The following is a 23836-nucleotide window of genomic DNA, read 5'->3' on the forward strand; positions in this document are numbered from 1 at the left end:
CGTAGTTGGAGGTAATGATGATGATCGGACGCTTCTTGGCCTTGATGGTCTCGTCGATCTCGTAAACGTAGAACTCCATCTTGTCGAGTTCTTGCAGCAAGTCGTTGGGGAATTCGATGTCGGCCTTGTCGATTTCGTCGATCAGCAGAATCACCCGCTCATCGGACTCGAAGGCTTCCCACAGCTTGCCTTTTTTCAGGTAGTTGCGAACGTCATGCACCTTGTCCACGCCCAGTTGCGAATCGCGCAGGCGACTGACGGCGTCGTACTCGTAAAGGCCCTGGTGGGCCTTGGTGGTGGACTTGATATGCCAGGTAATCAGCTTGGCGCCAAAGGATTCGGCCAATTGCTCGGCGAGCATGGTCTTGCCGGTGCCCGGTTCGCCCTTGACCAGCAGCGGCCGCTCCAGGGTGATGGCGGCGTTGACCGCCAGCTTCAGGTCATCGGTGGCGACATAGGCCTGGGTGCCTTCGAACTTCATCTGCTAATCCTCGAACGGTAATGCCGACCTGAACGAGGCAGGACGCGGCGCAATAAAGAGTCAAACCCGACTATAACGCGCTGCCCGGTCGAGTGGGAACGCAGACGGCTTATTCAGTCTCTGAATGGGGCGTCACATCTTGACTCGGTTTCGGCCGCTGGCCAGTATTGAGGTATCGCTATTTTGGCGATAGCTTGCGGCGCATGTCTACCAAATACCGATTTAGAGATACCTATCGCATTCAGTTGCGGGAAAAGGATCATCCGCCGCCCCACGTTCACCTGACCGGTGGCGGGCTGGATGTCATGCTGAGTCTGGAAACCCTCGAAGTGATGGTGGGCAAGGCTCCGTCGCTGATCATCAAGGAGGCACTGGCGTGGGTCAGGGCTCATCAAGTGCAATTGCTGGAGGACTGGAAACGATGTTACCCATGAAGCGACCACGACTGTCGGCGGTGCTGGCTTTGCCGGATTATCGTCTGGCGTTGACCTTTATCGATGGTCAACAGTTGACCCTTGATCTGAGCCACGACCTGCAGGCTTTCCCCGGATTGCAGCCATTGCGCGGCGGTGCATTCGATACTGCCGTACTCGGCGATGATGGCTGGTGTGTCGAGTGGCCGGAACAGGATATCCAGATAGGTGCCGACACCTTGTACCTGGATGCGCTCGCCCAGAACGCATCGGATGAAAACACGCGGATCTTCATCGACTGGCGTGCCCGCACCGGGTTGTCGCTCAATCAGGCTGCCGAGGCGCTGGGGGTCAGTACCCGCAGCATCAGCCGCTACAGCAACGGTCGTGAAGCCGTGCCCCGATCCCTGGCCCTGGCGTGCCTTGGCTGGGACTTCCTGCAACGGCAATCGAAATCGCCGAGGGCGGCTGAAGATACCGGTCGTTACACCGTCACACGCAAATTTTAACTGGCATCCGGTTTCGGTCGTTCATAACGCGCATTGAACGCCTGAATGAATCCATTACGCAAAATCTGCAAAAAAGCCTGGAACGCGCTGACATCGCGCTGATGTACGCTGCCTTTGAGTTCAACCCGCGTCGCAAACTGATTTTTGCCCTGATTTTTCAATACCGTTTCGGTGCCGCCCACAAGCGCTTCCCACACGGAGCGAAACAATCCCTTTTTGTCGTTTTCCACGTCCTGATGCCAATTGAACACATCAACGTCGAGCAACAACGGTTTGATATAGCCGGTGAGCTGGCCCTTTTTGGCCTCGGCTTCGATCACCAGATCCCCGTGCCCGGCATGGAAGTCGAATTTTCCGTAGGCAGAAGCGAAGTCATTCAGGCGTCTGAGCTCGATGTCCCGGGCCCGCAGGCGAAATTCGAAGTCTTCAAAGTCGCTCAGCGGGGCGAACGTGGCGCTGGTTTCCAGGGGCGCATGCCCCAGCAGCAGAGCCTTGCCCTCGAAGCGAGCGTCGCGTTTGCCCTTGGTATCGACCACATTGGTCAGGTTGTGGAGGCTGGCGTCGACTTTCGTGGCGGTCATGTCGACGGGCGGTCTGGAATTGAAGTTGCGAAAGCTGACCTTGCCGTTATTGATCCGCACTTCGTTCAAGGTGATCGGCAAGAGTTTGCCCAACTGTGCCCGCCAATCGGTGCCCTGGCCGGTTTGCGAGTTCTGCTTGTTGGCGCCGCCATCGACGAAGTTCACCTCGGGCCTGACGAATCGGACTTTGGCCACCACGGCGTGGTCGTGCCAGAGCGAATGCCAACTGACCGACAGGTCGATCAAGGGTGCATTGACGAACGGTACAGGTACCTTGCCGTCGACCTTGACGATTTTCAGACCGTTTATTTTGTAGGCGCCGCGCCACAGCGCCAGGTCCACGTCGGCAATCTGGCCACGATAGTCCCCCATGTCGGCCAGTTTGTCGTTGAGGTAATCGCGCACCAGATAGGGCAGGGCCAGGTGCAGGGTGAGCATCAGCAACACGAGGCCGGCGAAGGTCCACAAAGGCCAGCGGTATCGGCGTTTCATGGCGGTAAATCTCTGGCGATCTAAAGCCATTGACTGCGCTGCCATGCCGACGTTCGACCTGACTGGACGACTACGAGCAACAGGCATACCTTTGTGCGCCTATTCAATGCTGTATCAAGGACCCAGCCATGAGCCGTATTTTCGCTGACAACGCCCACTCCATCGGTAATACACCGCTGGTGCAGATCAACCGCATTGCGCCACGCGGTGTGACCATCCTGGCCAAGATCGAAGGGCGCAACCCCGGTTATTCGGTCAAGTGCCGGATCGGCGCGAACATGATCTGGGACGCTGAAAGCACTGGCAAACTCAAGCCTGGCATGACCATTGTCGAACCCACCTCCGGCAATACCGGCATCGGCCTGGCCTTCGTGGCCGCGGCCCGTGGCTATAAATTGATGCTGACCATGCCTGCGTCCATGAGTATCGAGCGACGCAAGGTACTCAAGGCGTTGGGCGCCGAACTGGTGCTGACCGAGCCGGCCAAGGGCATGAAGGGCGCAATCGAGAAGGCCGGCGAAATCGTCGCCGGTGATCCTTCCCAGTACTTCATGCCGGCCCAGTTCGATAACCCGGCCAACCCGGCCATTCACGAAAAGACCACCGGCCCGGAAATCTGGAACGATACGGACGGTGCGGTGGATGTGCTGGTGGCGGGCGTCGGCACGGGGGGAACCATCACCGGCGTGTCGCGGTATATCAAGAATACCCAGGGCAAACCGATTCTTTCCGTGGCGGTGGAGCCTGCCGTATCGCCGGTGATCACCCAGGCATTGGCCGGGGACGAGATCAAGCCCAGCCCGCACAAGATCCAGGGCATTGGCGCCGGTTTCGTACCGAAGAACCTGGACCTGTCGATGGTGGACCGGGTGGAGTTGGTCAGTGACGAAGAGTCCAAGGCCATGGCGTTGCGTCTGATGCAGGAGGAAGGGATTTTGTGCGGCATCTCCTGCGGCGCGGCGATGGCGGTAGCGGTGCGGCTGGCCGAGACACCGGAAATGCAGGGCAAGACGATCGTGGTGATCCTGCCCGATTCCGGCGAGCGTTACCTGTCGAGCATGCTGTTCAGCGATCTGTTTACCGATCAGGAAAACCAGCAGTAACGGTTCGCTAGCGGGGCGGTGGAGAAGCAGGACGGTTTTCTCCACCAGGCCGATCCGGGTCAGCCCGCGTTCAGTCGCTGCGTGTTATGAAGGGCTTTATTGCGCAATCCTCAACACTGAATGTTGAAACAGCCGGGTTTTTCCCGAGGTCGGCAATGTTTATCATGCCGACAGCCGCGTCGGGCAAATGGCGTTGCGCAAAGTGTCTATTACCAAGGAGTTGTTGATGACCATTTCCTTTGCCGCGAAAGCGTCGTTATTGCTGCTGTTTCTCTGCAGCACGCTTTATGTCCATCTACGTGGCAAGGCGCGCTTGCCGGTCCTGCGCCAGTTCGTCAACCATTCGGCGCTGTTTGCACCCTATAACGCCTTGATGTACCTGTTTTCGGGCGTGCCTTCCAAGCCTTATCTGGATCGCAGCAAGTTCCCCGAGCTGGATGTGCTCAAGGACAACTGGGAGACCATTCGCGACGAAGCGATGCACCTGTTCGACGAAGGTTACATTCGTGCCGCCGAGAAGAATAACGATGCCGGTTTCGGCTCGTTCTTCAAGAAAGGCTGGAAGCGTTTCTATCTCAAGTGGTACGACAAACCGTTGCCGTCGGCCGAGCTGCTGTGCCCGAAAACCGTGGCGCTGGTCAGCGGCATACCCAACGTCAAGGGCGCCATGTTCGCGCTGCTGCCCGGTGGCAGTCACCTCAACCCGCACCGCGATCCGTTTGCCGGCTCCCTGCGCTATCACCTGGGGCTGTCGACCCCCAACTCCGACGATTGCCGCATTTTTGTCGATGGTCAGGTCTATGCCTGGCGCGACGGCGAAGATGTGATGTTCGATGAAACCTACGTGCACTGGGTCAAGAACGAAACCGAGAAGACCCGGGTCATCCTTTTTTGCGACGTGGAGCGGCCACTGAGCAATCGCTTGATGACTCGCATCAACCGCTTCATCAGCGCCTGGCTGGGGCGTGCGACTGCCCCGCAGAATCTTGACGACGAGCGCGTGGGCGGCATCAACAAGGCCTACGCCTGGAGCAAGAACTCCAGCGACAAATTCAGCGGTGTGGTCAAGCAATGGAAGCGGCGCAATCCCAAGGCGTACCGCGTTCTACGGCCCGTTCTGGCAGTGGTGGTGCTGGCGTTGTTGGGGTACTGGCTGTTTGGGTAACTGAACAATCACCTTCCCCTGTAGGAGCGAGCAAGCTCGCGATTGACTACAAGACAACGCGTACTTTCAGACAGCACGCGTTATCGTTGACGACCATCGCGAGCTTGCTCGCTCCTACAGGGAACTCATTTACTGAGGGCATGTTCGGCCCGCACCGAATTCATGAACGCCTGCATCGCCGATGATTGAATGCGGTGGCGTCGGGTAATCAGGCCAAAGGGCGGTAGCCGGGCTTCGAATTTGATCGGTAGCACGGCCAAAAGATCGCGTCCCGGATAGTCTTCGACCACCGACACCGGGGTGACGCCCAGCATGTCGGTCTGTTGTATCAACGAGAGCAGGGTCATGATCGAGGTGGTTTCGACGATGCTGCTGGGGATATCGACCCGGGCATTGTGGAACACCTGATTGATGATCGCGCGCATCGGGCTTGGATGCTGTTGCAGCACCCAGGTCATGTTTTGCAGCTCGGCCCAACCCAGTTGTTTCTCCTGGGCCAGTGGATGGTTCACACCGGCAATCACGCACAAGGCTTCTTCGCCAAGGCTGTCGAAGAGCAGTTCCTCGGCCCGGGCACCGGCCGGAATACGCCCCAGCACAATGTCCAGCTGGTCCTGCAACAGGGCCTGTACCAGCACGTCGCTGGTATCGACCTGGATGCTCATGGACAACCGCGGATGGCTTTGTTTCAGGGTCGCGATGGTGCGGGTCAACAGCCCCGAAGCCAGCGCCGGGATCGCCCCGACCGCCACCCGGCCCAGGTTGCCGGATTCAAGCGCCACCAGTTCCTCGCGCATGCCGCTCAGTTCGGCGAAGACCATGCGCGCGTAGTAAATGACGGTTTCGCCGAAAGGGGTGGAGCGCATGCCACGGGGCAAGCGTTCAAACAGCTCGACGCCGAGCAGGTCCTCGGCTTCGTGCAACATTTTGGTCGCTGCCGGTTGAGTCATGCCGATATGGTCGGCAGCCCTACGCAACGATCCGAACTCCTGCAATGCCAGCATCAGGCGCAGTTGGCGCAGACGCAGTCGACTGTGGATCACATTGGCATCAGGAATTTTGGTCATGGGCCGCGCTCGCAAAATGGACTGCGGCAAGCCTGACAACAAATGTCAGGCGTTGCCAGCATTGCCGTGTCATTGCACCGATTTTGCCTTCGCAACGGGGGACTTGCGCAGGCCCACCAAGGTTTGCAGCGCTTTGGAAATCAGCGGCCAGAACAGCATCAACAGCGCTGCCGTGGTCAGGCTGCCGACCAACGGGTTGGACCAGAAAATGCCCAGGTGTCCGTCGGAGAACAGCATCGACTGACGGAAAGCATCTTCAGCCTTGTCGCCGAGTACCGCAGCGAGTACCAGTGGCGCAATCGGGTAGCCGAGTTTCTTGAACAGATAACCCAGCGCGCCGAAGCCCAGCATCAGCATCACGTCGAAGAACGCGTTGTGCACCGAGTAGGCGCCGATGGCGCAGACCATGATGATGATCGGCGCAATGATCGAGAACGGGATGCGCAGGATCGAGGCGAACAGCGGCACGGTGGCCAACACCACGATCAGGCTGACCACGTTGCCCAGGTACATGCTGGCAATCAGGCCCCAGACAAAATCGTGTTGCTCGACGAACAGCGTCGGCCCTGGATGCAGGCCCCAGATCATCAGGCCACCGAGCATCACCGCTGCTGTCGCCGAACCTGGAATGCCCAGGGTCAGCATCGGCAGCAGGGCGCTGGTGCCAGCGGCATGGTCGGCGGTTTCCGGGGCGATCACGCCTTCGACTTCGCCTTTGCCGAAGTGGTCGCGGTTCTTCGAAAAACGCCGCGCCAGGCTGTAGCTCATGAACGACGCAGCGGTCGGGCCGCCGGGGGTGATACCCATCCAGCAACCGACCAAGGTGCTGCGAACGATGGTCCACCAGTAACGCGGAAGCTTCGCCCAGGTGCGCAGGATCACCATCGGCGTGATGCGCGCATGCTCGCCACGGAACACCAGGCCTTCTTCCACGGTGCAAAGGATTTCGCCGATGCCGAACAGGCCGATCACCGCCACTTCGAAGCTGATGCCGGTCATCAGGATCGGCTGGTCGAAGGTCAGGCGCAGGTTGCCGGAGACAGTGTCCATGCCGACCGCCGCCATGGCGAAGCCGATCATCATGGCGACTACGGTTTTGAGCGGCGGATTCTTGCTCATGCCGATGAAGGTACAGAACGCCAACAGATAAACCGCGAAAAACTCCGGTGAACTGAACGACATGGCGAACTCGGCGATGCGGGTCGACAGGAACGTCAGCAGCAACACGCCGCACAGGGCACCGATCAGTGCCGAACTGAAGGCGGCGGTCAGGGCCTCGGCGGCGCGGCCTTCGCGGGCCATCGGATAGCCGTCGAAGGTCGTCGCCACCGAGGAAGGCTCACCGGGAATGTTGAACAGTATCGAGGTAATCGAGCCGCCGAACAGCGCTCCCCAATACATGCACGACAGCAAAATGATCGCCGACACCGGCGACATGGTGAACGTCAGCGGCAGAAGCAGGGCCACGCCGTTGGGCGCACCAAGGCCGGGCAACACGCCGACCAGAATACCCAGCAGCACGCCCACCACCATCAGGCCGATGTGGCCTGGCGTCAGGATCAGGTCCATGCCTTGCAACAGGGAATCGAATTCGCTCATTTGAACTGTCTCCCGGCCATCGCTATCCAGTCACCCACGGGACCGGCATCCAGCGGGACCTTGAACCACAGCGCGAAAATCAGGTAACTGGCCAGTACCGCGCCGCACGAAACAGTGCCAATCATCCATTTGCCATAGGGCTTGGCGCGGACCTTGTCACGCCACATGAACCAGGCAATGAATGCTGCCGAAGCCAGGTAAATACCGGTGAACGGCATGGCGCCGACAAACAGGGCGATGGGCACGAACACCGACAGCACTTGCCTGAACGCACTGCGACTGACGAAGGCCACGTTCAAGGCTTGCCAGCGCACCAGCGCCAACACGCCGTTGGCAACGCTCGCGGCACTCAGCAGCAGGCCGATGTAGAAGGGGAAGTAACCCGGTTCCGGGCCGGCATCGCCCCAGCCGATGCCTTGCTCGGCGCTGCCGTACATTACGACTGCACCGATCAGGGTGGTGAACAGTGTCAGGCCGAGTTCGACCCAACGGGTGCCGACCAGTGCCGGCGAGTCCGAAGAATGGGACATGAAAACACCTCCAGCAGGTGACGGCCGCCTGTGGGCGGCCGCGGCAACTTCAGTTTTTCAGCCAGCCGGCTTCCTTGAACACCGGCGTGACACGGGCGGTGTCCTGTTCGATGTAGGCGGTCAGCGGCTCACCTTCGAGGAAAGTCGGCACCAGGGCGTTCTGCTTGACGTAGGCCTTGAACTCGTCGGTCTGGGTGACCTTGCGCATCAGCTCGACGTAGAAGGCGCGTTGCTCGGCGCTGACGTCGCCAGGCATGAACACGGTGCGCGGGAAGCGATACTGGTCGATGCCCAGGCCCTGTTCGTGACAGGTCGGCACATCGGCCCAGGATTTGTCGCCGGCGACCTTGTCGGTGTAGCTCATGCGTTCCTTGCTGAACACGCAGAGCGGCTCGACCTGGTCGCCACGCCACTGGCTGACGCTTTCACTGGGGTTGTTGACGTTGGCGGCGATGTGCTTGCCGGCCAGTTGCGTCGCCGCTTCACTGCCGCTCTTGAACGGGATGTACACCAGTTTGCTGTTGTTGGTCTGGTTGAGCAGCAGGGTCAGGGTCTGGTCGACATCCTTGGACTGGCTGCCACCCATGCGCAGGTTCGAGGGATCAGCCTTGACCGCCTCGTAGAAGCCTTTGGCGTCTTTCCACGGTGCGCCCTTGTAGCTCCAGAGAATGAAGTCATCCTCGGCCACGGCGGCGATCGGCGTCAGCTCCTGCCACTGGTAGCCGAGCTTGGACACCAGCGGCAACAGGTAAATGTTGTTGGTGCCGATCACCAGTTTCTCGGCATCGCCCTTGTTCATCTTCATGTCGAGAAAGGCCTCGGCGCCGTTACCGCCGCCCTTGTTGAGGACGATGGTGTTGACGTCGAGCAGCTTGTGGGTAGTGATGATCGACTGGATCAGGCGCCCGAGCTGGTCGGTCCCGCCACCGGGACCACCGGCGACGACGATTTCGACGTTCTTGTCCGGTTGCCAGGCGTGAGCCAGGGCGGGAAGGGCACCGGCGGCGACCAGTGTGCAGCCAAGAAACAAACGGGAGGTACGGCGGACGAATGCATTTCGCATGATGGAAGAGCCTCGTTTTTGTAATTGTTATTTGCGACTTGTCTGCGCCCGAAAGCCGCAAGCCTGGCCCGAGTGTGGGAAAGCACCGTCGCCGCGTCTAGTCAAAACAATACATACACCGATAGCCTGGGGTTATAGCTCGGTTCGCTGTGGGACCGGGTTTGGCGGCGAACAACGATAACGCGTTGCATCATAGACACTGCGGTGTTCGGTTCGCCCGTAGGAGCCAGGCTTGCCGGCGAAGAACGATAACGCGGTGCGACAGATGCACCGCGGCGTTTGGTTCGCGGGCAAGCCTCGCTCCTACAGGCGAAGAACGATAACGCGATTCACCGGGTACACCGCGGCGTCTGGTTCGCGGGCATGCCAACGTTGAAAGGTTGCTGAAAGCAGGGCATGACATAACCCGAAGCTATCGCCTGATTTCAAGTTTTGATTAGACGGTTATCGCCCGGCCTTCGATAGTGCTCACCACCGGCTCAAGACATCCCAAAAAAATAATAAAAGAGGTACGCACCATGGCTCGTCCCAGTGCTTCCCTGCATTTGCCCGGCGCAGATGCTTCGCCCTCCGACGCGGCACTCCCGCAGGCGTCGACCGCCAGGGCCAGCAATGTGCGTTGGCGGATCTTCGCGATCATCTTCGCGTTGACCATGGTCAACCTGATCGACCGGGTGTCGCTGTCCATCGCGATGCCGACCATCGCCCATGAGTTTTCCCTTTCGCCCGGCATGCAGGGCCTAATCCTCAGCAGCTTCTTCTGGGCCTATGCACTGTTGCAGATTCCCGGCGGCTGGCTGATCGATCGCTTCGGCCCGCATCGGGTCATCAGTTGGTCCACCGGTTTGTGGGGGGCGTTCCAGGTGCTGGCGGCCTTCGCCACCGGTGGGTTGTCGTTGCTGTTCGCCCGCGTGGCGCTGGGGGCTTCGGAGGCGCCGTTGTTCCCGTCGGGCGGTAAGTTGATTTCTCTTTGGCTGGCCCCCGGCGAACGCAGTCGCGGCGCGGTATTGATGGACAGCGGCAGCCCGCTGGGCGTGGCACTCGGCGGGCTGATCATCGCCTACCTGATTGCGTCGCTGGACTCCTGGCGCCTGGCGTTCGTGATCGCCGGTATCGCGACCCTGGCGCTGGCCTGGCTGGCGCGGCGTTACCTGCGCGATGACCCGACCAGTCACCCGCAGGTCAATGCGCGGGAACTGGAGAAGATCAACATCGGCCGCGCTACACCGGCTGCCGAGGCTGCCCGTGCGCCAGTCAAGGGGCTGGGTATCGCGGTCCGCTCCCTGAGCGGCTTGCTGATCGGTCGGGCCAGTTGGGCGATGGTGTATTTCGGCCTGCTGACCTGGGGGCCGAGCTACCTGGCCCAGGCCCGAGGGTTCGATATCAAGGGCATTGGCGCGGCAACCTTCGTGATTTTCATCTGCGGCGCACTGGGGTCGCTGACCGGCGGTTTCCTGTGCGACACCTTGATCCGCAAGGGCGTCAGCCGTGGCGTGGCGGTCAAGAGCCTGCTGGCGTTTTCCGGCCTGGTGGCCCTCGGCGCGTTCCTGCTGCTGCCGACCCTGAGCAATCCTTACGCTGCGGTGGCGTTGCTGGCCATGACCGCGTTTTTCCTGATGTGGGGCAGTCTCTACTGGAGCTTCCCGGCGTTGCTGGCAGCCCCGGCACGGGTCGGCCTGATCGGCGGCGTGATGAACATGGCCGGCAGCACCGGCGGTATCGCGGTGCCGATTCTGGTGGGGGTGATCCTGCAAATGGCCGGTGGCTTCGCGCCGGTGCTGGGGTTCTTCGCGGCGTGCTCGGCGGTCTTCGTCCTGGCAACGCTGTTCATCAGTCTCGACGAGGTGCGCCATGGCTGAGCGTCTATCCGACAAGGCCTGGAACGGTCCGATCATCGATGCCCATCATCACTTCTGGGACCCTGCGATCAACGACCACCCGTGGCTGGCGCCGCAGGCCAACATCCCGTTTCGCTACGGTGATTACAGCGCGATCAAGCGCCGCTATTTTCCCGAGGATTACTTCGCCGATGCCGGTGACCATCGCGTGGTGCAAACCGTATACGTCGAGACGGAATGGAACCCGCAGGACCCGATCGGCGAAACCCGTTTCATCGAACAACTGGCCGCCCGCTATGGCGTACCGAACGCAGTTGTCGCGCAGGCCTGGCTGGATCACCCGGACGCCATCGCGGTACTGACCGAACAAGCCGCCTTCAAGTGTGTGCGCAGTGTGCGGCACAAACCCGGCGGGCCGACGTCACCCGAGCAGTTCGGCCGCGTGCGCAGCCTGATGAGTGACGAGCACTGGCGGCGCAGTTATGCAGCGCTGGAAGGATTGGGTCTGCATTTCGATTTGCAGACACCCTGGTGGAACCTGCCTGAAGCCGAACGGCTGGCTCGGGATTTTCCCGGCATCACGCTGATTCTCAACCACGCCGGATTGCCCAATGATCGCAGCGCCGAAGGCCTGGCGGGATGGCGCGCGGCAATGGCAAGGCTGGCCGAGTGGCCGAACGTGCAGGTGAAGATTTCCGGCCTGGGACAGGCAGGACGGGCCTGGCGCGCCATCGACAATGCGTGGATCGTGCGCGAGGTGATCGCAATGTTCGGCAGCGACCGGGCGATGTTCGCCAGCAACTTTCCGGTGGACAGCCTGTGTGGTTCGTTCGACGACATCTACAGCGGTTTCAAATCCATCGTCGCCGATCTGCCGGTGGCCGATCAGGAGCGACTGTTCTACAGCAACGCGCAGCGTATTTACCGTTGCGAACCTTGCGCCATTGACCGGGCGTGGCCTGAACCCTTGAGGAGTGAAGCATGAAAAAAACCACCATCGCCATGGTCCTGGGCGACCCGGCCGGTATCGGACCGGAACTGATCGCGCGCCTGCTGGGCGAGCCCGAGGTACGCGCCAAGGCCCGGGTGATTCTGATTGCCGACGAAGCGGAAATGCGTCGCGGCATGCGCATCGCCGGGGTGGAATTTCCCTATCGCCGGGTGGAGTCGCTGGAACAGTTGTCGTTCGTTGACGACACGCCGCTGTTCTACGATTTTCGCGGCGACGCCATCGGCGAATTTCCCCGTTGCGAGGCCAGTGTCATTGGCGGTCGCTACAGCCTGGATACCCTTGAAATCGCCCTGCGCCTGACCCAGGCCGGTACCACCGACGCCGTGCTATTCGGTCCGTTGAACAAAACCTCGCTGCACATGGCCGGCATGGCCCACAGCGACGAGCTGCACTGGTTCGCCGAGCTGCTGGATTTCCACGGGCCGTTCTGCGAGTTCAACGTGCTCGACAACCTCTGGACGTCGCGGGTGACATCCCATGTGGCCCTGGCCGATGTGCCGGGCCTGCTCAGCCAGCAACGGGTGGTGGAAGCGATCCGACTGATCGATACCGCGCTCAAGCGCAATGGCCTGGAGACGCCTCGTATCGGTGTTTGCGGGCTCAATCCGCACAACGGTGACAACGGCTCGTTCGGTCGCGAAGAGCTGGACATCATCGGCCCGGCCGTGCGTTCGGCCCAGGCATTGGGGATTGCCGCGGACGGGCCGTATCCGGCCGATACGATTTTCCTCAAGGTCCAGGGCGATGCCAGCGCCTTCGACGCCGTCGTGACCATGTACCACGACCAGGGGCAGATCGCGATCAAGCTGATGGGCTTCTCCCGTGGCGTCACGGTGCAGGGCGGCTTGCCGATCCCGATCACCACGCCGGCCCACGGCACCGCGTTCGACATCGCAGGGCAGGGCAAGGCCAACGTCGGCGCGACGCGCCAGGCCTTCGAAATCGCCTGCCGGATGGGCGCCAACCGCGATTGATGTTTCGCGGTATCCCCCTGACCGCGAACGGAACGCCGCGGTGTATCTGACCCACCCCTGTTCGCCCGTAGGAGCGAGGCTCGCCCGCGAACGGAACGCCACGGTGTATCGGACCCACCGCTGTTCGCCTGTAGGAGCGAGGCTCGCCCGCGAACGGGACGCTGCGGTGTATCTGACCCACCGCTGTTCGCCTGTAGGAGCGAGGCTCGCCCGCGAACGGGACGCCGCGGTGTACCTGACCCACCCCTGTTCGCCTGTAGGAGCGAGGCTCGTCCGCGAACGGGACGCCGCGGTGTACCTGACCCACCGCTGTTCGCCTGTAGGAGCGAGGCTCGCCCGCGAACGGGACGCTGCGGTGTATCTGACCCACCGCTGTTCGCCGGCAAGCCTGGCTCCTACGGCACGCCGGACACCGCGGTGTACCTGACAACCCGCGTCATCGTTCTTCGCCGGCAAGCCTGGCTCCTACCGATCAAACCAAACCCCTGTGGGAGCGAGCCTGCTCGCGATAGCGGTCTGTCAGTCACTGCACAAGTGTCTGGCAGGCTGCATTCGCGAGCAGGCTCGCTCCCACATTTTTTTGTGTGGCGCCTGATAACCCGATCTGTCTGTTATGACTTTTGCGATCACCCCAGGTTATCGCCGGATACGCATAAGTGATTATCCGCAACCCTTTGCGCTGGCTAAAGTCGCTCCATCGAATGAACGCCAGCGGTCCTTTGCGGCCGCTGCGATCAGGCGAATGACAACTACAAAAAGCCCGCCTTGTCACTTCCGCAAGGCATCGATCGGCAGCAAAGGAACACTCCCATGACCCGTCCAGATTCCACCCTGGTTCTGTCCAGTGCCATCGCCAAAAGCCGGCTGCGTTTGCTGCCGTTTCTGATCCTGATGTACATCCTGGCCTTCATCGATCGCTCCAACGTCGGTTTCGCCAAAGCGGCCCTGCAGGCGGACACCGGGCTGGGCGATGCCGCGTTCGCTTTCGGGGCGAGCATTTTCTTCATTGGCTACGCGTTCTTCGAAGTCCCCAGCAACTACATGCTGCACCGCTTGGGTGCCAAGGTCTGGCTGTGCCGGATCATGGTGACCTGGGGCCTGGTGTCGGCGGCGATGATGTTCGCCCACAACGCCCAGACCTTCTACGTGCTGCGCTTCCTGCTGGGTGTGGCCGAGGCCGGTTTCTTCCCCGGGATCATCCTCTACCTCACCTACTGGTTCCCGGCGCAGAGCCGTGGCCAGGCGCTCGGTCTGTTCTACTTCGGCCTGCCACTGGCGCTGGTGTTGGGCAGCCCGCTGTCGGGCTGGCTGCTGGACTTCCACGGGGTGTTCGGCCTGACCAACTGGCAATGGCTGTTCGTGGTCGAGGGCTTGATGGCCTCGGTGGTCGGTATCGCGGCCTACTTTTATCTGGTCGATCGTCCGGCCCAGGCCCGCTGGCTCAGCGTCGATGAAAAACAGGCACTGGAAAAAGCCCTGGCCGACGAAGACGCGCAGAAACAGCACAACAGTCCGCACGGGTTCCTCAGCGCCTTGCGCAACCCTCGGGTGCTGCAGTTCTGCGTGGCCTATTTCACCATCCAGATGAGCGTGTACGGCGTCGTGTTTTATCTGCCGACGAGGATTGCCGGGCTGCTCGACGGGCATGTCGGCCTGAACGTTGGCCTGATCACGGCGATTCCGTGGATCTGCGCGCTGATCGTGACCCGCCTGATCACTCGTTACGCCGACCGCACCGGTCAACATCGTCGCCTGGCGGTGTGCATGCTGACCATGGCCGCCCTGGGCATCGCCGCTTCGGCGCTGGGCACGAGCATGGTGCCGGTGGTCCTGGCGTTCTGCTTCGCGGCTGCGGGCTTCGTGTCGGTGCAACCGCTGTTCTGGACCATCCCCACCAGCTACCTCAGCGGTGCTGCCGCAGCCGGCGGGATTGCCCTGATCAACTCCCTCGGCAACCTCGGTGGTTTCGTTGCGCCGAACCTGAAAACCGTGATGGAAACCTCGTTCGCAGACCCCCGTGCCGGCATGTTCGCCCTGGCGGCGGTCGGCATCCTCGGCGCCATCCTGCTGTCCCGGCTTCGCACCACCCACGCATCTGGCTCACAACTCTCACCGGCTCAAGTTGGCTGATCAAATCCCAAGCATTGGCAAGGAACTGTATTCATGAAAATCAAAGCGATCCGTACCCGCGTTTTCGAGTGGAAAGGCAAAGTCGTCCCGCCTCAAGCGCACTTCTGCACCAACGCCAGCGACATCCTGTTCGAGCGCGGCGACGCCATGGGATCGTTCCGTTTCCACGGTTGGCTGGTGGTGGAAGTCGAGACGGACACCGGCCTGGTCGGCATCGGTAACTGCGCCCTGGCACCACGGGTGGCCAAGGAAATCATCGACACCTACCTGGCCCCCATCGCTATCGGCGAAGACCCGTTCGACAACGAATACATCTGGCAGAAGATGTATCGCCAGAGCCACGCCTGGGGCCGCAAGGGCATCGGCATGGCGGCGATATCGGCCATCGACATCGCGGTCTGGGACATCATGGGTAAAGCGGTGAACAAACCCGTGTTCAAGCTGCTGGGCGGGCGCACCAAGGAGAAGATCTGGACCTACGCCTCCAAGCTGTACGCCAACGACAACCTCGATCTGTTCCTCGAGGAAGCCCAGGGCTACCTGAACCAGGGTTTCACCGCGCTGAAGATGCGCTTCGGCTACGGTCCCAAGGATGGCCCGGCGGGCATGCGTCGCAACATCGAGCAAGTGCGCGCCTTGCGTGAACTGGCCGGCCCCGACGTGGACATCATGCTCGAATGCTACATGGGCTGGACCCTGGAATATGCCCGGCGCATGTTGCCGAAACTGGCCGAGTTCGAGCCGCGCTGGCTCGAAGAACCGGTGATCGCCGACGACATCGAGGGTTACATCGAGCTGAAAAAAATGGGGATCATGCCGATCTCCGGCGGCGAACACGAATTCACTTCCTACGGCTTCAAGGACCTGCTGGAGCGTCGCGCCGTGGACGCCATCCAGTACGACACCAACCGCGTCGGCGGCATCACCGCGGCGCGCAAAATCAACGCCATGGCCGAAGCCTGGTCGGTGCCGGTGATCCCCCATGCCGGGCAGATGCACAACTACCACCTGACCATGTCCACCACCGCCTCGCCGATGGCCGAGTTTTTCCCGGTGTTCGACGTCGAAGTCGGCAACGAACTCTTTTACTACGTGTTCAAGGGCGAGCCGCAACCGGTCAACGGCTACATCCAGCTCGACGACAACAAACCGGGCCTGGGCCTGGAAATCTCCGATGAATACCTGAGCGACTTCAACATCATCGAATGACCCTTGGGCGCCGCCAACGCGCGGCGCCGTCCACGACTTTCGGGAGGCCGACATGCGCCTGATTCAATTTGAAAACACTGCCGGGCAGCGCCAGGTCGGGCTGGTCGAGGGTGCGCAAGTCCAGGTGCTCAAAGACACCTTGAGCACGCGCGAACTGGCTCTAGCGGCAATTCGTGCCCAATGCAGTCTGCAAGAGGAAGTGGCCCGACGCGGCACCGAGCCTGGCCCGGATTACGCGCAGCTGTTGCACAACGGCCAGGTGTTGCCACCGCTGGACCACGAAGACCCGGCCCATTGCCTGATCAGCGGCACCGGCCTGACGCACCTGGGCAGCGCTTCGACGCGGGACAAAATGCACCAGCACGATGGCGCGGTCGAAGCCGGCATGACCGACACCATGCGCATGTTCAAGTGGGGGCTGGAGGGCGGCAAACCGGAGGAGGGCCAGGTCGGCGCGCAGCCGGAGTGGTTCTACAAGGGCGATGGCAGCATTGTCGTGCGTCCCGGTGCGGACTTCCCGGTGCCGCCGTTTGCCGAGGACGCCGGTGAAGAGCCGGAGCTGACCGGTCTCTACGTGATCGGCGACGACGGCCTGCCATACCGTGTCGGCTATGCCCTGGGCAATGAGTTCTCCGACCACGTGATGGAGCGACGCAATTACCTTTACCTCGCCCACTCCAAGCTGCGCAGTTGCTCCTATGGGCCGGAGTTGCGCGTCGGCGAATTGCCAAGGCACCTGGTCGGCACCAGCCGGATCAAGCGCAACGGCGAAACGATCTGGGAAAAGGAATTTCTCAGCGGCGAAGACAACATGTGCCACAGCCTGGCCAACCTCGAATTCCACCATTTCAAATACGCGCAGTTCTTGCGGCCCGGCGATGTCCATGTGCACTACTTCGGCACCGCCACCCTGTCGTTTGCCGACGGTGTGAAAACCCGGCCGGGGGATCGCTTCCAGATCAGCCTCGATGAATTCGGCGCGCCGTTGATCAACGGCATTGGCGAGAGCGCCCAACCATTGGCCATCGGTCAGGTGCGTGCGCTCTGACTCTTCAATCACCGGCGCTGTCGGCCGGTCAAGGAACCCACATGACATTGCCCCTTGGACACAACTACATCGGCGGCCGCCGCAGCGCCAACGGCACGGTGCAGCTGCAAAGTCTCGACGCGACTACCGGCGAACCCTTGCCCGGCAGCTTCTTCCAGGCCAGCCAGGCGGAGGTGGATGCCGCCGCGAAAGCCGCCGCTGCGGCGTATCCGATCTACCGCAACCTGAGCGCGGAAAAACGCGCGCAGTTCCTCGATGCCATCGCCGAAGAAATCGATGCCCTGGGCGATGATTTCGTCGCCACCGTGTGCCGTGAAACCGCATTGCCCGCAGGACGCATCCAAGGCGAACGCGGTCGTACCAGCGGGCAGTTGCGTCTGTTCGCCAAAGTGCTGCGTCGTGGCGACTTCTACGGTGCGCGTATCGACCGCGCATTGCCCGACCGTCAGCCGTTGCCACGTCCGGACCTGCGCCAGTACCGCATTGCCCTGGGGCCGGTGGTCGTGTTCGGCGCCAGCAACTTTCCGTTGGCATTTTCCACGGCCGGCGGCGATACCGCCTCGGCGCTGGCCGCCGGTTGTCCGGTGGTGTTCAAGGCCCACAGCGGGCACATGGCAACCGCTGAATGGGTGGCGGACGCGATCATCCGCGCGGCCGTGCGTACGCAAATGCCGGCGGGTGTGTTCAACATGATCTACGGCGCCGGGGTAGGTGAGTGGCTGGTCAAGCATCCGGCCATACAAGCGGTAGGTTTCACCGGATCGCTCAAGGGCGGCAACGCCCTGAGCCACATGGCGGCGACCCGGCCGCAACCGATTCCGGTGTTCGCCGAGATGTCGAGCATCAACCCGGTGTTCCTGCTGCCCGAAGCGCTGAAGGTGCGCGGCGAGCAGATCGCCGCGCAACTGGCCGGTTCGGTGACGCTGGGCTGCGGGCAGTTCTGCACCAATCCCGGCCTGGTCATCGGCCTGCGCTCGCCGCAGTTCAGTGCCTTTGTGGAAGCGTTCTGCGCCAACATGAATGAACAACCGGCACAAACCATGCTCAATGCCGGTGCGCTGACCAGTTACAGCCGGGGTCTCGCTGAACTGCACGAGCATCCGGGGCTGACGCACCTGGCGGGCAAGTCGCAGCAGGGCAATCAGGCGCAACCGCAGGTATTCAGGGCCGATGTCAGCCTGTTGCTCAAGGGCGATGAACTGCTGCAGGAAGAAGTGTTCGGGCCGACGACCATTGTCATCGAGGTCGAGGATCAGGCGCAGTTGGCCGCGGCGCTGCATGGCTTGCGCGGGCAACTGACGGCGACCTTGATCGGTGAAGCCGATGAATTGCCGCAGTACCGCTGGCTGGCCGAGCTGCTGCAGGAAAAGGTCGGGCGGATTCTGTTCAATGGCTATCCGACCGGTGTCGAGGTCTGCGAAGCGATGGTTCACGGTGGGCCGTACCCGGCGACATCGGATTCCAGGGGCACGTCGGTCGGTACCTTGGCCATCGAGCGCTTCCTGCGGCCGGTGTGCTTCCAGAACTACCCGGATGCGATGCTGCCCGAGGCCTTGCAGAATGCAAATCCGCTGGGGATTCGGCGGTTGGTGGATGGGGAGGTGAGTCAGTCAGCCCTTTGATGTTTCGGGCGACGCCATCGCGAGCAGGCTCGCTCCCACACGGAGCGCTTATACCTGTGGGAGCGAGCCTGCTCGCGATGGCAATTGCACTAACAACACAAGCTACCGGGCTAGCGTTTCAACCTTTTTCACCGCCGCCGGCTTCAACACCAGCCACAACGCCACGGCAATCAACAGCCCGCCATACACATGCGCCATCGACAGCGGCTCATCGAGAAACAGTCCTCCCCACAACACCCCGAACAGCGGAATCAAAAAGGTCGTGGTCATCGATTTCACCGGACCGATCGAGCTCAGCAGGCGGAAGTAAATGATGTAGGCAAACGCCGTGCAGCCCAGCCCCAGGCCCAGCAACGACAGCCACACGCTCCAGCCGCCCCAGCTTGCCGGTGGTTGGCTGAACACGCTGTAGCCGAACAGTGGCAACAGGAACAAGGTCGCGCCGAGCATGCTGCCCAGTGCCGACAAACGGCTATCGAGACCACCGGCCTGATCGAGCCAGCGGCGGGCGAGGAATCCGGCAAACCCGTAGCACGTGGTGGCGAGCAGGCAAGCCACGGCACCCATCAACAACCCGATATCGAATGCCACCGGACCCGCGCGGGTCAGCACGCCGACCCCGAACAGCCCGAGAAATACGCCAGACAGTTTGGCGGCGGTGAGTCTTTCATGGAAAAACAGGCCGCCGATCAGCACGCCCATCAGCGGCGTGGTGGCATTGAAAATTGACGAATAGCCGGCGGGAAGCACCTGCGCGGCAACCGAGTACAGGGTCGCCGGAATACCTGAGTTGATGACGCCGAGCAGCATCACGGTCTTGAGTTTGCCTTTGAAATCCCAGCTGATACGCATCAGCCCAAGAATCACCAGCAATCCGGTAGCGGCAATCGATACCCGGAAAAAAGCGGTAGGAATACTGCCAATCACCGGCGCGATGATGCGCATGAACAGAAAGCTCGCGCCCCAGATGGCCGCCAGCGACAGTAAACGGAAGATATCGATGGGGTTCACGGCACACGCTCTCCTTGTTCGGGGCGAGAGTGTTGCCGAGAGCCTGATCGATAGCAACCGGAAAACGGGCATCGAATTCCGGCGCCAGCGGTTTGTGCGGTTACACCACGAAGCGTGATACCAGCGTGTTGAGGTCGATGGCCAGTCGCGACAGTTCCTGGCTGGCGGCGGAGGTCTGGGTTGCACCGGCGGCGGTCTGGGTCGAGAGGTCGCGGATGTTCACCAGGTTCTGATCGACTTCCCGGGCCACCAGCGCCTGCTGTTCGGCGGCGCTGGCGATCACCAGATTGCGCTGGTTGATTTGTGAGATGGACGCGGTGATTTTTTCCAGGGCTTGCCCTGCGCTGTTGGCCCGGCGCAGCGTCTGGCCGGCCTGCTCGGCACTGCTCTGCAGCGCGCCGACCGTGGCCCCGGTGCCTTGCTGGATATTGTTGATCATCAACTCGATTTCTTCGGTGGAGTCTTGCGTGCGCTGAGCCAGCGAGCGCACCTCGTCGGCCACGACGGCAAATCCGCGTCCGGCTTCACCGGCCCGCGCCGCTTCGATGGCGGCGTTGAGGGCCAGCAGGTTGGTCTGGCCGGCGATGCCGCGAATCACTTCCAGTACCTTGCTGATGTCCCGGGCCTGTACCGCGAGGCCTTCAGCCTGCCCGGAGGCATCGAGCACCTCGTTGACCAGCCCCTGGATCGAAGCGATGGTTTCGCTGACCTGAGCATGACCGTGCTGGCTGTCCTCGTTCGAGGCCTGGGACGCTTCGGCGCTGGACACCGCGTTGGCCGCGACTTCATCCACTGCCGTGCTCATTTCGGTGACCGCGGTGGCGGCCATTTCGATCTGGTCGTTCTGTTGTTGCAGGCCACGGGTGCTTTGTTCCATCACCGAACTCATCTCCTCGGCAGCACAGGCCAGTTGTTTGGCGGAGTCGCTGATGTTGCCGATGGTGGCGCGCAGGTTGCCCTGCATGTCGGCCAGTGCACCGAGCAATTGCGCGGCCTCGTCCTTGCCCTCGGCGGCAATCCGGCCGCTGAGGTCCCCCGAGGCGATCCGGCGGGCGACGTCCAGTGCCTGATTGATCGGCCCGGTGATGCTGCGGGTCAGCAGCCATGCCAGCAACAGTGTGGCGATCAAGGCCGCGATGATGATCGTGCCGACAATCCACAGGGCACGCTGATACATCTGGGCCGAGGCATTGGAGGCGGCGTCGGCCCCTTGCTGGCTGAAATCGATCATGCCTTCAAGAATCCGGTCCAGCTCGCTGCCCAGCGGCGCCAACTCATTGTTGAGCCGGGCATAGGCTTGTTCTGTCTGACCGGAGTCGATCTGGGCAATGATCTGATCGACCAGGGCCAGGTACTTGATGACGGTGGCATTCAGGCTGGCCAGCATGGCCTGTTGACGGTCGCCGGACGTCCGGGTTTTTTGATCGTCAAGGCGCTTGAGCAACTCCTGGCGCTGGGCCGTGATGATGCCTTTGCTTTTTTCCCGGCTGGCGGCCTGGCTGTTGGCAACCAGACGCAAGCCTTCCAGGCGGATGGTGGCGATGTTGGCCGCTGCGTCATGGATGCTTTCGATGTTCGGCATCCAGAACTCTTCAATGACCCTCGCACTTTCGCGAAGCGTTGCCATTTGCCCGAGGCCGAAGAATCCAACGACGACCAACAGACCGGCCAAAACGGCAAAACTCAGACTGGCGCGCAAACCTATGCGCATGTTCCTTATCGACATGAAATGCTCCTTGGGTGTTTTTTGGGGGCGTCCTCGTGAACCGGGGATCTTTTTATAAGGCGGGTGAAAGCGCGCTGTATATCAAAGCGCTACTACTTTGGTAAGGCCGGTTTTTTCGCAAGAACAGCCTATTGGCGAGGGCGTATTCGATCCGGCTCCGCGACAGCGAACGAGGGGATGGATCCCCATCGCAGGGAATACAAGGCCTGCAAGGTAATCGACCCCGCGTGACATGTCCGACTGCTTGGTCCTTTTATTGACTAAACAGTCGATTAAAAAAAGCGACAAAAAATTTCGCCGCTGCCCGAGGCTGTCGCCAGATGGCCGAAATGACGCTTCTCTTGCACCCGCTTCACTGGCTAAGCTCAGGGCTCACAAATTCCCGCAGAGGTCTCACCATGCCGCAGCAATGGCCAGCCGCCGACATCGCTCGCCTGATCCTCGATGGCTTTGACGATTACCGCGAGCATTTCCGCCAGATCACCGACGGCGCCCGCGCCCGATTCGAGCAGGCCAAGTGGCAGGAAACGCAGTCGGCATCGGCGGCGCGGATAAACCTGTACGAGGAAAAAGTCAGCGAAACCGTGGAGCGACTGCGCACGGCGTTTGACGCCGACACGCTGGACGTCAGCTGCTGGCCGTTGGTCAAGAGCGCCTACATCAGCCTGATCGATCTGCGTTTTGACGATGAGTTGTCCGAGACCTGGTACAACTCGATTTTCTGCGGCCTGTTCAGTCATGACCTGATCAGCGACGGCTGCATGTTCATCCATACCACCCGGCCAAGCCTGCGCCGGGCCCGTGCTGCGCAAACCCGTACCTACAAGCCCCAGGGCCAGTTGTCGGGCATGCTGGCGAGCATCTTTGCCGACTACCGGTTCAGCGAGGACTACGCCGACCTGCCGGGTGACCTGCGCCGTCTCGAGGCGCAATTGCGCGAGAACCTGCCGGACTGGGTGTGCAAGGACCCGGAGCTGAGTGTTGAGCTGTTTTCCTCGGTGCTCTACCGCAACAAGGGCGCCTATCTGGTGGGGCGCATCTACACCGCCGATGAGCAATGGCCGCTGGCGATTCCGCTGCTGCACCGTGAAGGTCGTGGCATCCAGATCGATGCATTGATCACCGACGAAGCGGATGTGTCGATCATCTTTTCCTTCACCCGTTCCTATTTCATGGTGGATGTACCGGTGCCGGCGGAGTTCATCGGCTTCCTCAAGCGCATCCTGCCGGGCAAGCACATCGCCGAGCTGTACACCTCGATCGGTTTCTACAAGCATGGCAAGTCCGAGTTCTACCGGGCGCTGATCAACCACCTGGCCAATACCGACGACCAGTTCATCATGGCGCCCGGCGTGCGCGGCATGGTCATGAGCGTGTTTACCCTGCCGGGGTTCAACACGGTGTTCAAAATCATCAAGGACCGTTTTTCTCCTTCGAAGAACGTCGACCGCGCCACGGTGATCGAAAAGTATCGATTGGTGAAAAGCGTCGACCGCGTCGGGCGCATGGCCGATACCCAGGAGTTCGCCGATTTCCGTTTTCCGCTGGGCAAGTTCGATCCGGCGTGCCTTGAGGAACTGCTGGAAGTCGCGCCGTCCACGGTGTCGGTGGAAGGTGACAGCGTGTTGATCCGGCACTGCTGGACCGAACGGCGGATGACGCCGCTGAACCTCTACCTGGAAAACGCCAGCGAAGCGCAGGTACGCGAGGCGCTGGAGGACTATGGTCTGGCGATCAAGCAGTTGGCGGCGGCGAACATTTTTCCAGGCGACATGCTGCTCAAGAACTTCGGTGTCACCCGTCACGGTCGCGTGGTGTTCTACGACTACGATGAAATCTGCTTCCTGACCGAAGCCAATTTCCGCCACATTCCGGCGCCACGTACTCCCGAAGACGAAATGGCCTCCGAACCCTGGTATTCGATCGGCCCGCTGGACGTGTTCCCCGAAGAGTTCCCGCCGTTCCTGTTTGCCGATTTTGCTCAGCGCAAGTTGTTCGACCAGTTGCATGGCGAGTTGTACAACGCCGACTACTGGAAAAGCCTGCAGGAGGCGATTCGGGCGGGGAAGGTCATTGATGTGTTCCCCTATCGGCGCAAGGGCCTGGACAACGAGTAGCCCTGACTGATCGTTCCCATGCTCTGCGTGGGAACGCCTCCCCGGACGCTCTGCGTCCGCTTTTGGGACGCGGAGCGTCCCTGGCTGCATTCCCACGCAGAGCGTGGGAACGATCAATGTGCTCCGGTTTTGTGGCCGTCATGAGT

20 protein-coding genes are annotated in these 23836 nt (G+C 61.3%); 12 read left to right on the forward strand and 8 right to left on the reverse strand.

Annotated features, from left to right (window positions below; genetic code table 11):
• A partial coding sequence (locus ACQKP2_RS18885; RefSeq protein WP_427578560.1) for an AAA family ATPase occupies window positions 1-481 on the reverse strand: 481 nt, incomplete at its 3' end.
• Window positions 482-684: 203 nt separating this feature from the next.
• On the opposite strand from ACQKP2_RS18885, the gene ACQKP2_RS18890 reads away from it, so the two are divergent.
• Both ACQKP2_RS18890 and ACQKP2_RS18895 read left to right on the forward strand, forming a co-directional pair.
• Entirely contained in the window at window positions 685-915 is a 231-nt protein-coding gene (locus ACQKP2_RS18890) for a DUF4160 domain-containing protein (RefSeq protein ID WP_427578561.1), read from the forward strand.
• Window positions 903-1403: a DUF2442 domain-containing protein gene (locus ACQKP2_RS18895; protein ID WP_427578563.1), complete on the forward strand. Its 501-nt coding sequence runs from the start codon at window positions 903-905 to the stop codon at window positions 1401-1403. Before ACQKP2_RS18890 ends, ACQKP2_RS18895 begins: the two co-directional genes overlap by 13 nt.
• Here ACQKP2_RS18895 and ACQKP2_RS18900 read toward each other — a convergent pair.
• Complete coding sequence (locus ACQKP2_RS18900) at window positions 1400-2476, reverse strand: DUF748 domain-containing protein (RefSeq protein ID WP_427578564.1); 1077 nt, start codon at window positions 2474-2476, stop codon at window positions 1400-1402. The two genes, ACQKP2_RS18895 and ACQKP2_RS18900, sit on opposite strands and share 4 nt — an antisense overlap.
• Before the next feature lie 128 nt (window positions 2477-2604).
• Here ACQKP2_RS18900 and cysK point away from each other — a divergent pair, with 128 nt between their 5' ends.
• Together cysK and ACQKP2_RS18910 are read left to right on the forward strand one after the other, a co-directional pair.
• Window positions 2605-3579, forward strand: coding sequence for a cysteine synthase A (cysK, locus tag ACQKP2_RS18905; RefSeq protein WP_427578566.1), 975 nt, complete (start codon window positions 2605-2607; stop codon window positions 3577-3579).
• 226 nt (window positions 3580-3805) lie between these two features.
• Window positions 3806-4744: an aspartyl/asparaginyl beta-hydroxylase domain-containing protein gene (locus ACQKP2_RS18910; RefSeq protein ID WP_427578568.1), complete on the forward strand. Its 939-nt coding sequence runs from the start codon at window positions 3806-3808 to the stop codon at window positions 4742-4744.
• Window positions 4745-4869: 125 nt separating this feature from the next.
• Here ACQKP2_RS18910 and ACQKP2_RS18915 read toward each other — a convergent pair whose 3' ends face one another.
• From ACQKP2_RS18915 to ACQKP2_RS18930, 4 genes are all read right to left on the reverse strand, one after another.
• Entirely contained in the window at window positions 4870-5811 is a 942-nt protein-coding gene (locus tag ACQKP2_RS18915; protein ID WP_427578570.1) for a LysR family transcriptional regulator, read from the reverse strand.
• A 69-nt stretch (window positions 5812-5880) separates the two neighbouring features.
• A complete protein-coding gene (locus ACQKP2_RS18920; RefSeq protein ID WP_427578571.1) occupies window positions 5881-7410 on the reverse strand; it encodes a tripartite tricarboxylate transporter permease in 1530 nt (509 codons plus the stop codon).
• Window positions 7407-7940 (reverse strand): tripartite tricarboxylate transporter TctB family protein, encoded by a 534-nt coding sequence (locus tag ACQKP2_RS18925; protein WP_427578572.1) that lies wholly within the window; start codon window positions 7938-7940, stop codon window positions 7407-7409. Before ACQKP2_RS18925 ends, ACQKP2_RS18920 begins: the two co-directional genes overlap by 4 nt.
• 49 nt (window positions 7941-7989) lie before the next feature.
• Complete coding sequence (locus ACQKP2_RS18930) at window positions 7990-9003, reverse strand: Bug family tripartite tricarboxylate transporter substrate binding protein (protein ID WP_427578574.1); 1014 nt, start codon at window positions 9001-9003, stop codon at window positions 7990-7992.
• Between the two features lie 518 nt (window positions 9004-9521).
• Between ACQKP2_RS18930 and ACQKP2_RS18935 the strand changes: the two genes are divergently transcribed.
• The 7 genes from ACQKP2_RS18935 to ACQKP2_RS18965 all read left to right on the forward strand — a co-directional run bounded on the left by ACQKP2_RS18935 (window position 9522) and on the right by ACQKP2_RS18965 (window position 18836).
• On the forward strand, window positions 9522-10862 hold the full coding sequence (locus ACQKP2_RS18935) for an MFS transporter (RefSeq protein WP_427578575.1): 1341 nt from the start codon (window positions 9522-9524) through the stop codon (window positions 10860-10862).
• A complete protein-coding gene (locus ACQKP2_RS18940) occupies window positions 10855-11826 on the forward strand; it encodes an amidohydrolase family protein (RefSeq protein ID WP_427578577.1) in 972 nt (323 codons plus the stop codon). Before ACQKP2_RS18935 ends, ACQKP2_RS18940 begins: the two co-directional genes overlap by 8 nt.
• On the forward strand, window positions 11823-12827 hold the full coding sequence (locus ACQKP2_RS18945) for a 4-hydroxythreonine-4-phosphate dehydrogenase PdxA (protein ID WP_427578579.1): 1005 nt from the start codon (window positions 11823-11825) through the stop codon (window positions 12825-12827). The genes ACQKP2_RS18940 and ACQKP2_RS18945 overlap by 4 nt, the downstream gene beginning before the upstream one ends.
• Before the next feature lie 810 nt (window positions 12828-13637).
• The gene (locus tag ACQKP2_RS18950) at window positions 13638-14957 is read left to right on the forward strand and encodes an MFS transporter (protein ID WP_427578581.1); all 1320 of its coding nucleotides are present in this window, start codon (window positions 13638-13640) and stop codon (window positions 14955-14957) included.
• Window positions 14958-14990: 33 nt separating this feature from the next.
• On the forward strand, window positions 14991-16166 hold the full coding sequence (locus ACQKP2_RS18955) for an L-rhamnonate dehydratase (protein ID WP_427578583.1): 1176 nt from the start codon (window positions 14991-14993) through the stop codon (window positions 16164-16166).
• Window positions 16167-16218: 52 nt separating this feature from the next.
• Window positions 16219-17214 (forward strand): AraD1 family protein, encoded by a 996-nt coding sequence (gene araD1, locus ACQKP2_RS18960; protein ID WP_427578584.1) that lies wholly within the window; start codon window positions 16219-16221, stop codon window positions 17212-17214.
• Window positions 17215-17255: 41 nt separating this feature from the next.
• Window positions 17256-18836 carry an aldehyde dehydrogenase (NADP(+)) gene (locus tag ACQKP2_RS18965; protein ID WP_427578586.1) on the forward strand — a complete coding sequence of 527 codons (1581 nt, stop codon included), beginning with the start codon at window positions 17256-17258 and terminating at the stop codon, window positions 18834-18836.
• 102 nt (window positions 18837-18938) lie between these two features.
• Here the strand turns inward: ACQKP2_RS18965 and ACQKP2_RS18970 are convergent, their stop codons facing one another.
• Both ACQKP2_RS18970 and ACQKP2_RS18975 read right to left on the reverse strand, forming a co-directional pair.
• Entirely contained in the window at window positions 18939-19847 is a 909-nt protein-coding gene (locus ACQKP2_RS18970) for a DMT family transporter (protein ID WP_427578588.1), read from the reverse strand.
• 100 nt (window positions 19848-19947) lie between these two features.
• Entirely contained in the window at window positions 19948-21573 is a 1626-nt protein-coding gene (locus tag ACQKP2_RS18975) for a methyl-accepting chemotaxis protein (RefSeq protein WP_427578590.1), read from the reverse strand.
• Between the two features lie 398 nt (window positions 21574-21971).
• On the opposite strand from ACQKP2_RS18975, the gene aceK reads away from it, so the two are divergent.
• Window positions 21972-23690, forward strand: a complete 1719-nt coding sequence (aceK, locus tag ACQKP2_RS18980; RefSeq protein ID WP_427578591.1) for a bifunctional isocitrate dehydrogenase kinase/phosphatase — start codon at window positions 21972-21974, stop codon at window positions 23688-23690.
• Window positions 23691-23836 lie beyond the last annotated feature (146 nt).

The sequence above is a fragment of the Pseudomonas sp. NPDC089569 genome, from assembly GCF_050280625.1.
Lineage (GTDB): Bacteria > Pseudomonadota > Gammaproteobacteria > Pseudomonadales > Pseudomonadaceae > Aquipseudomonas.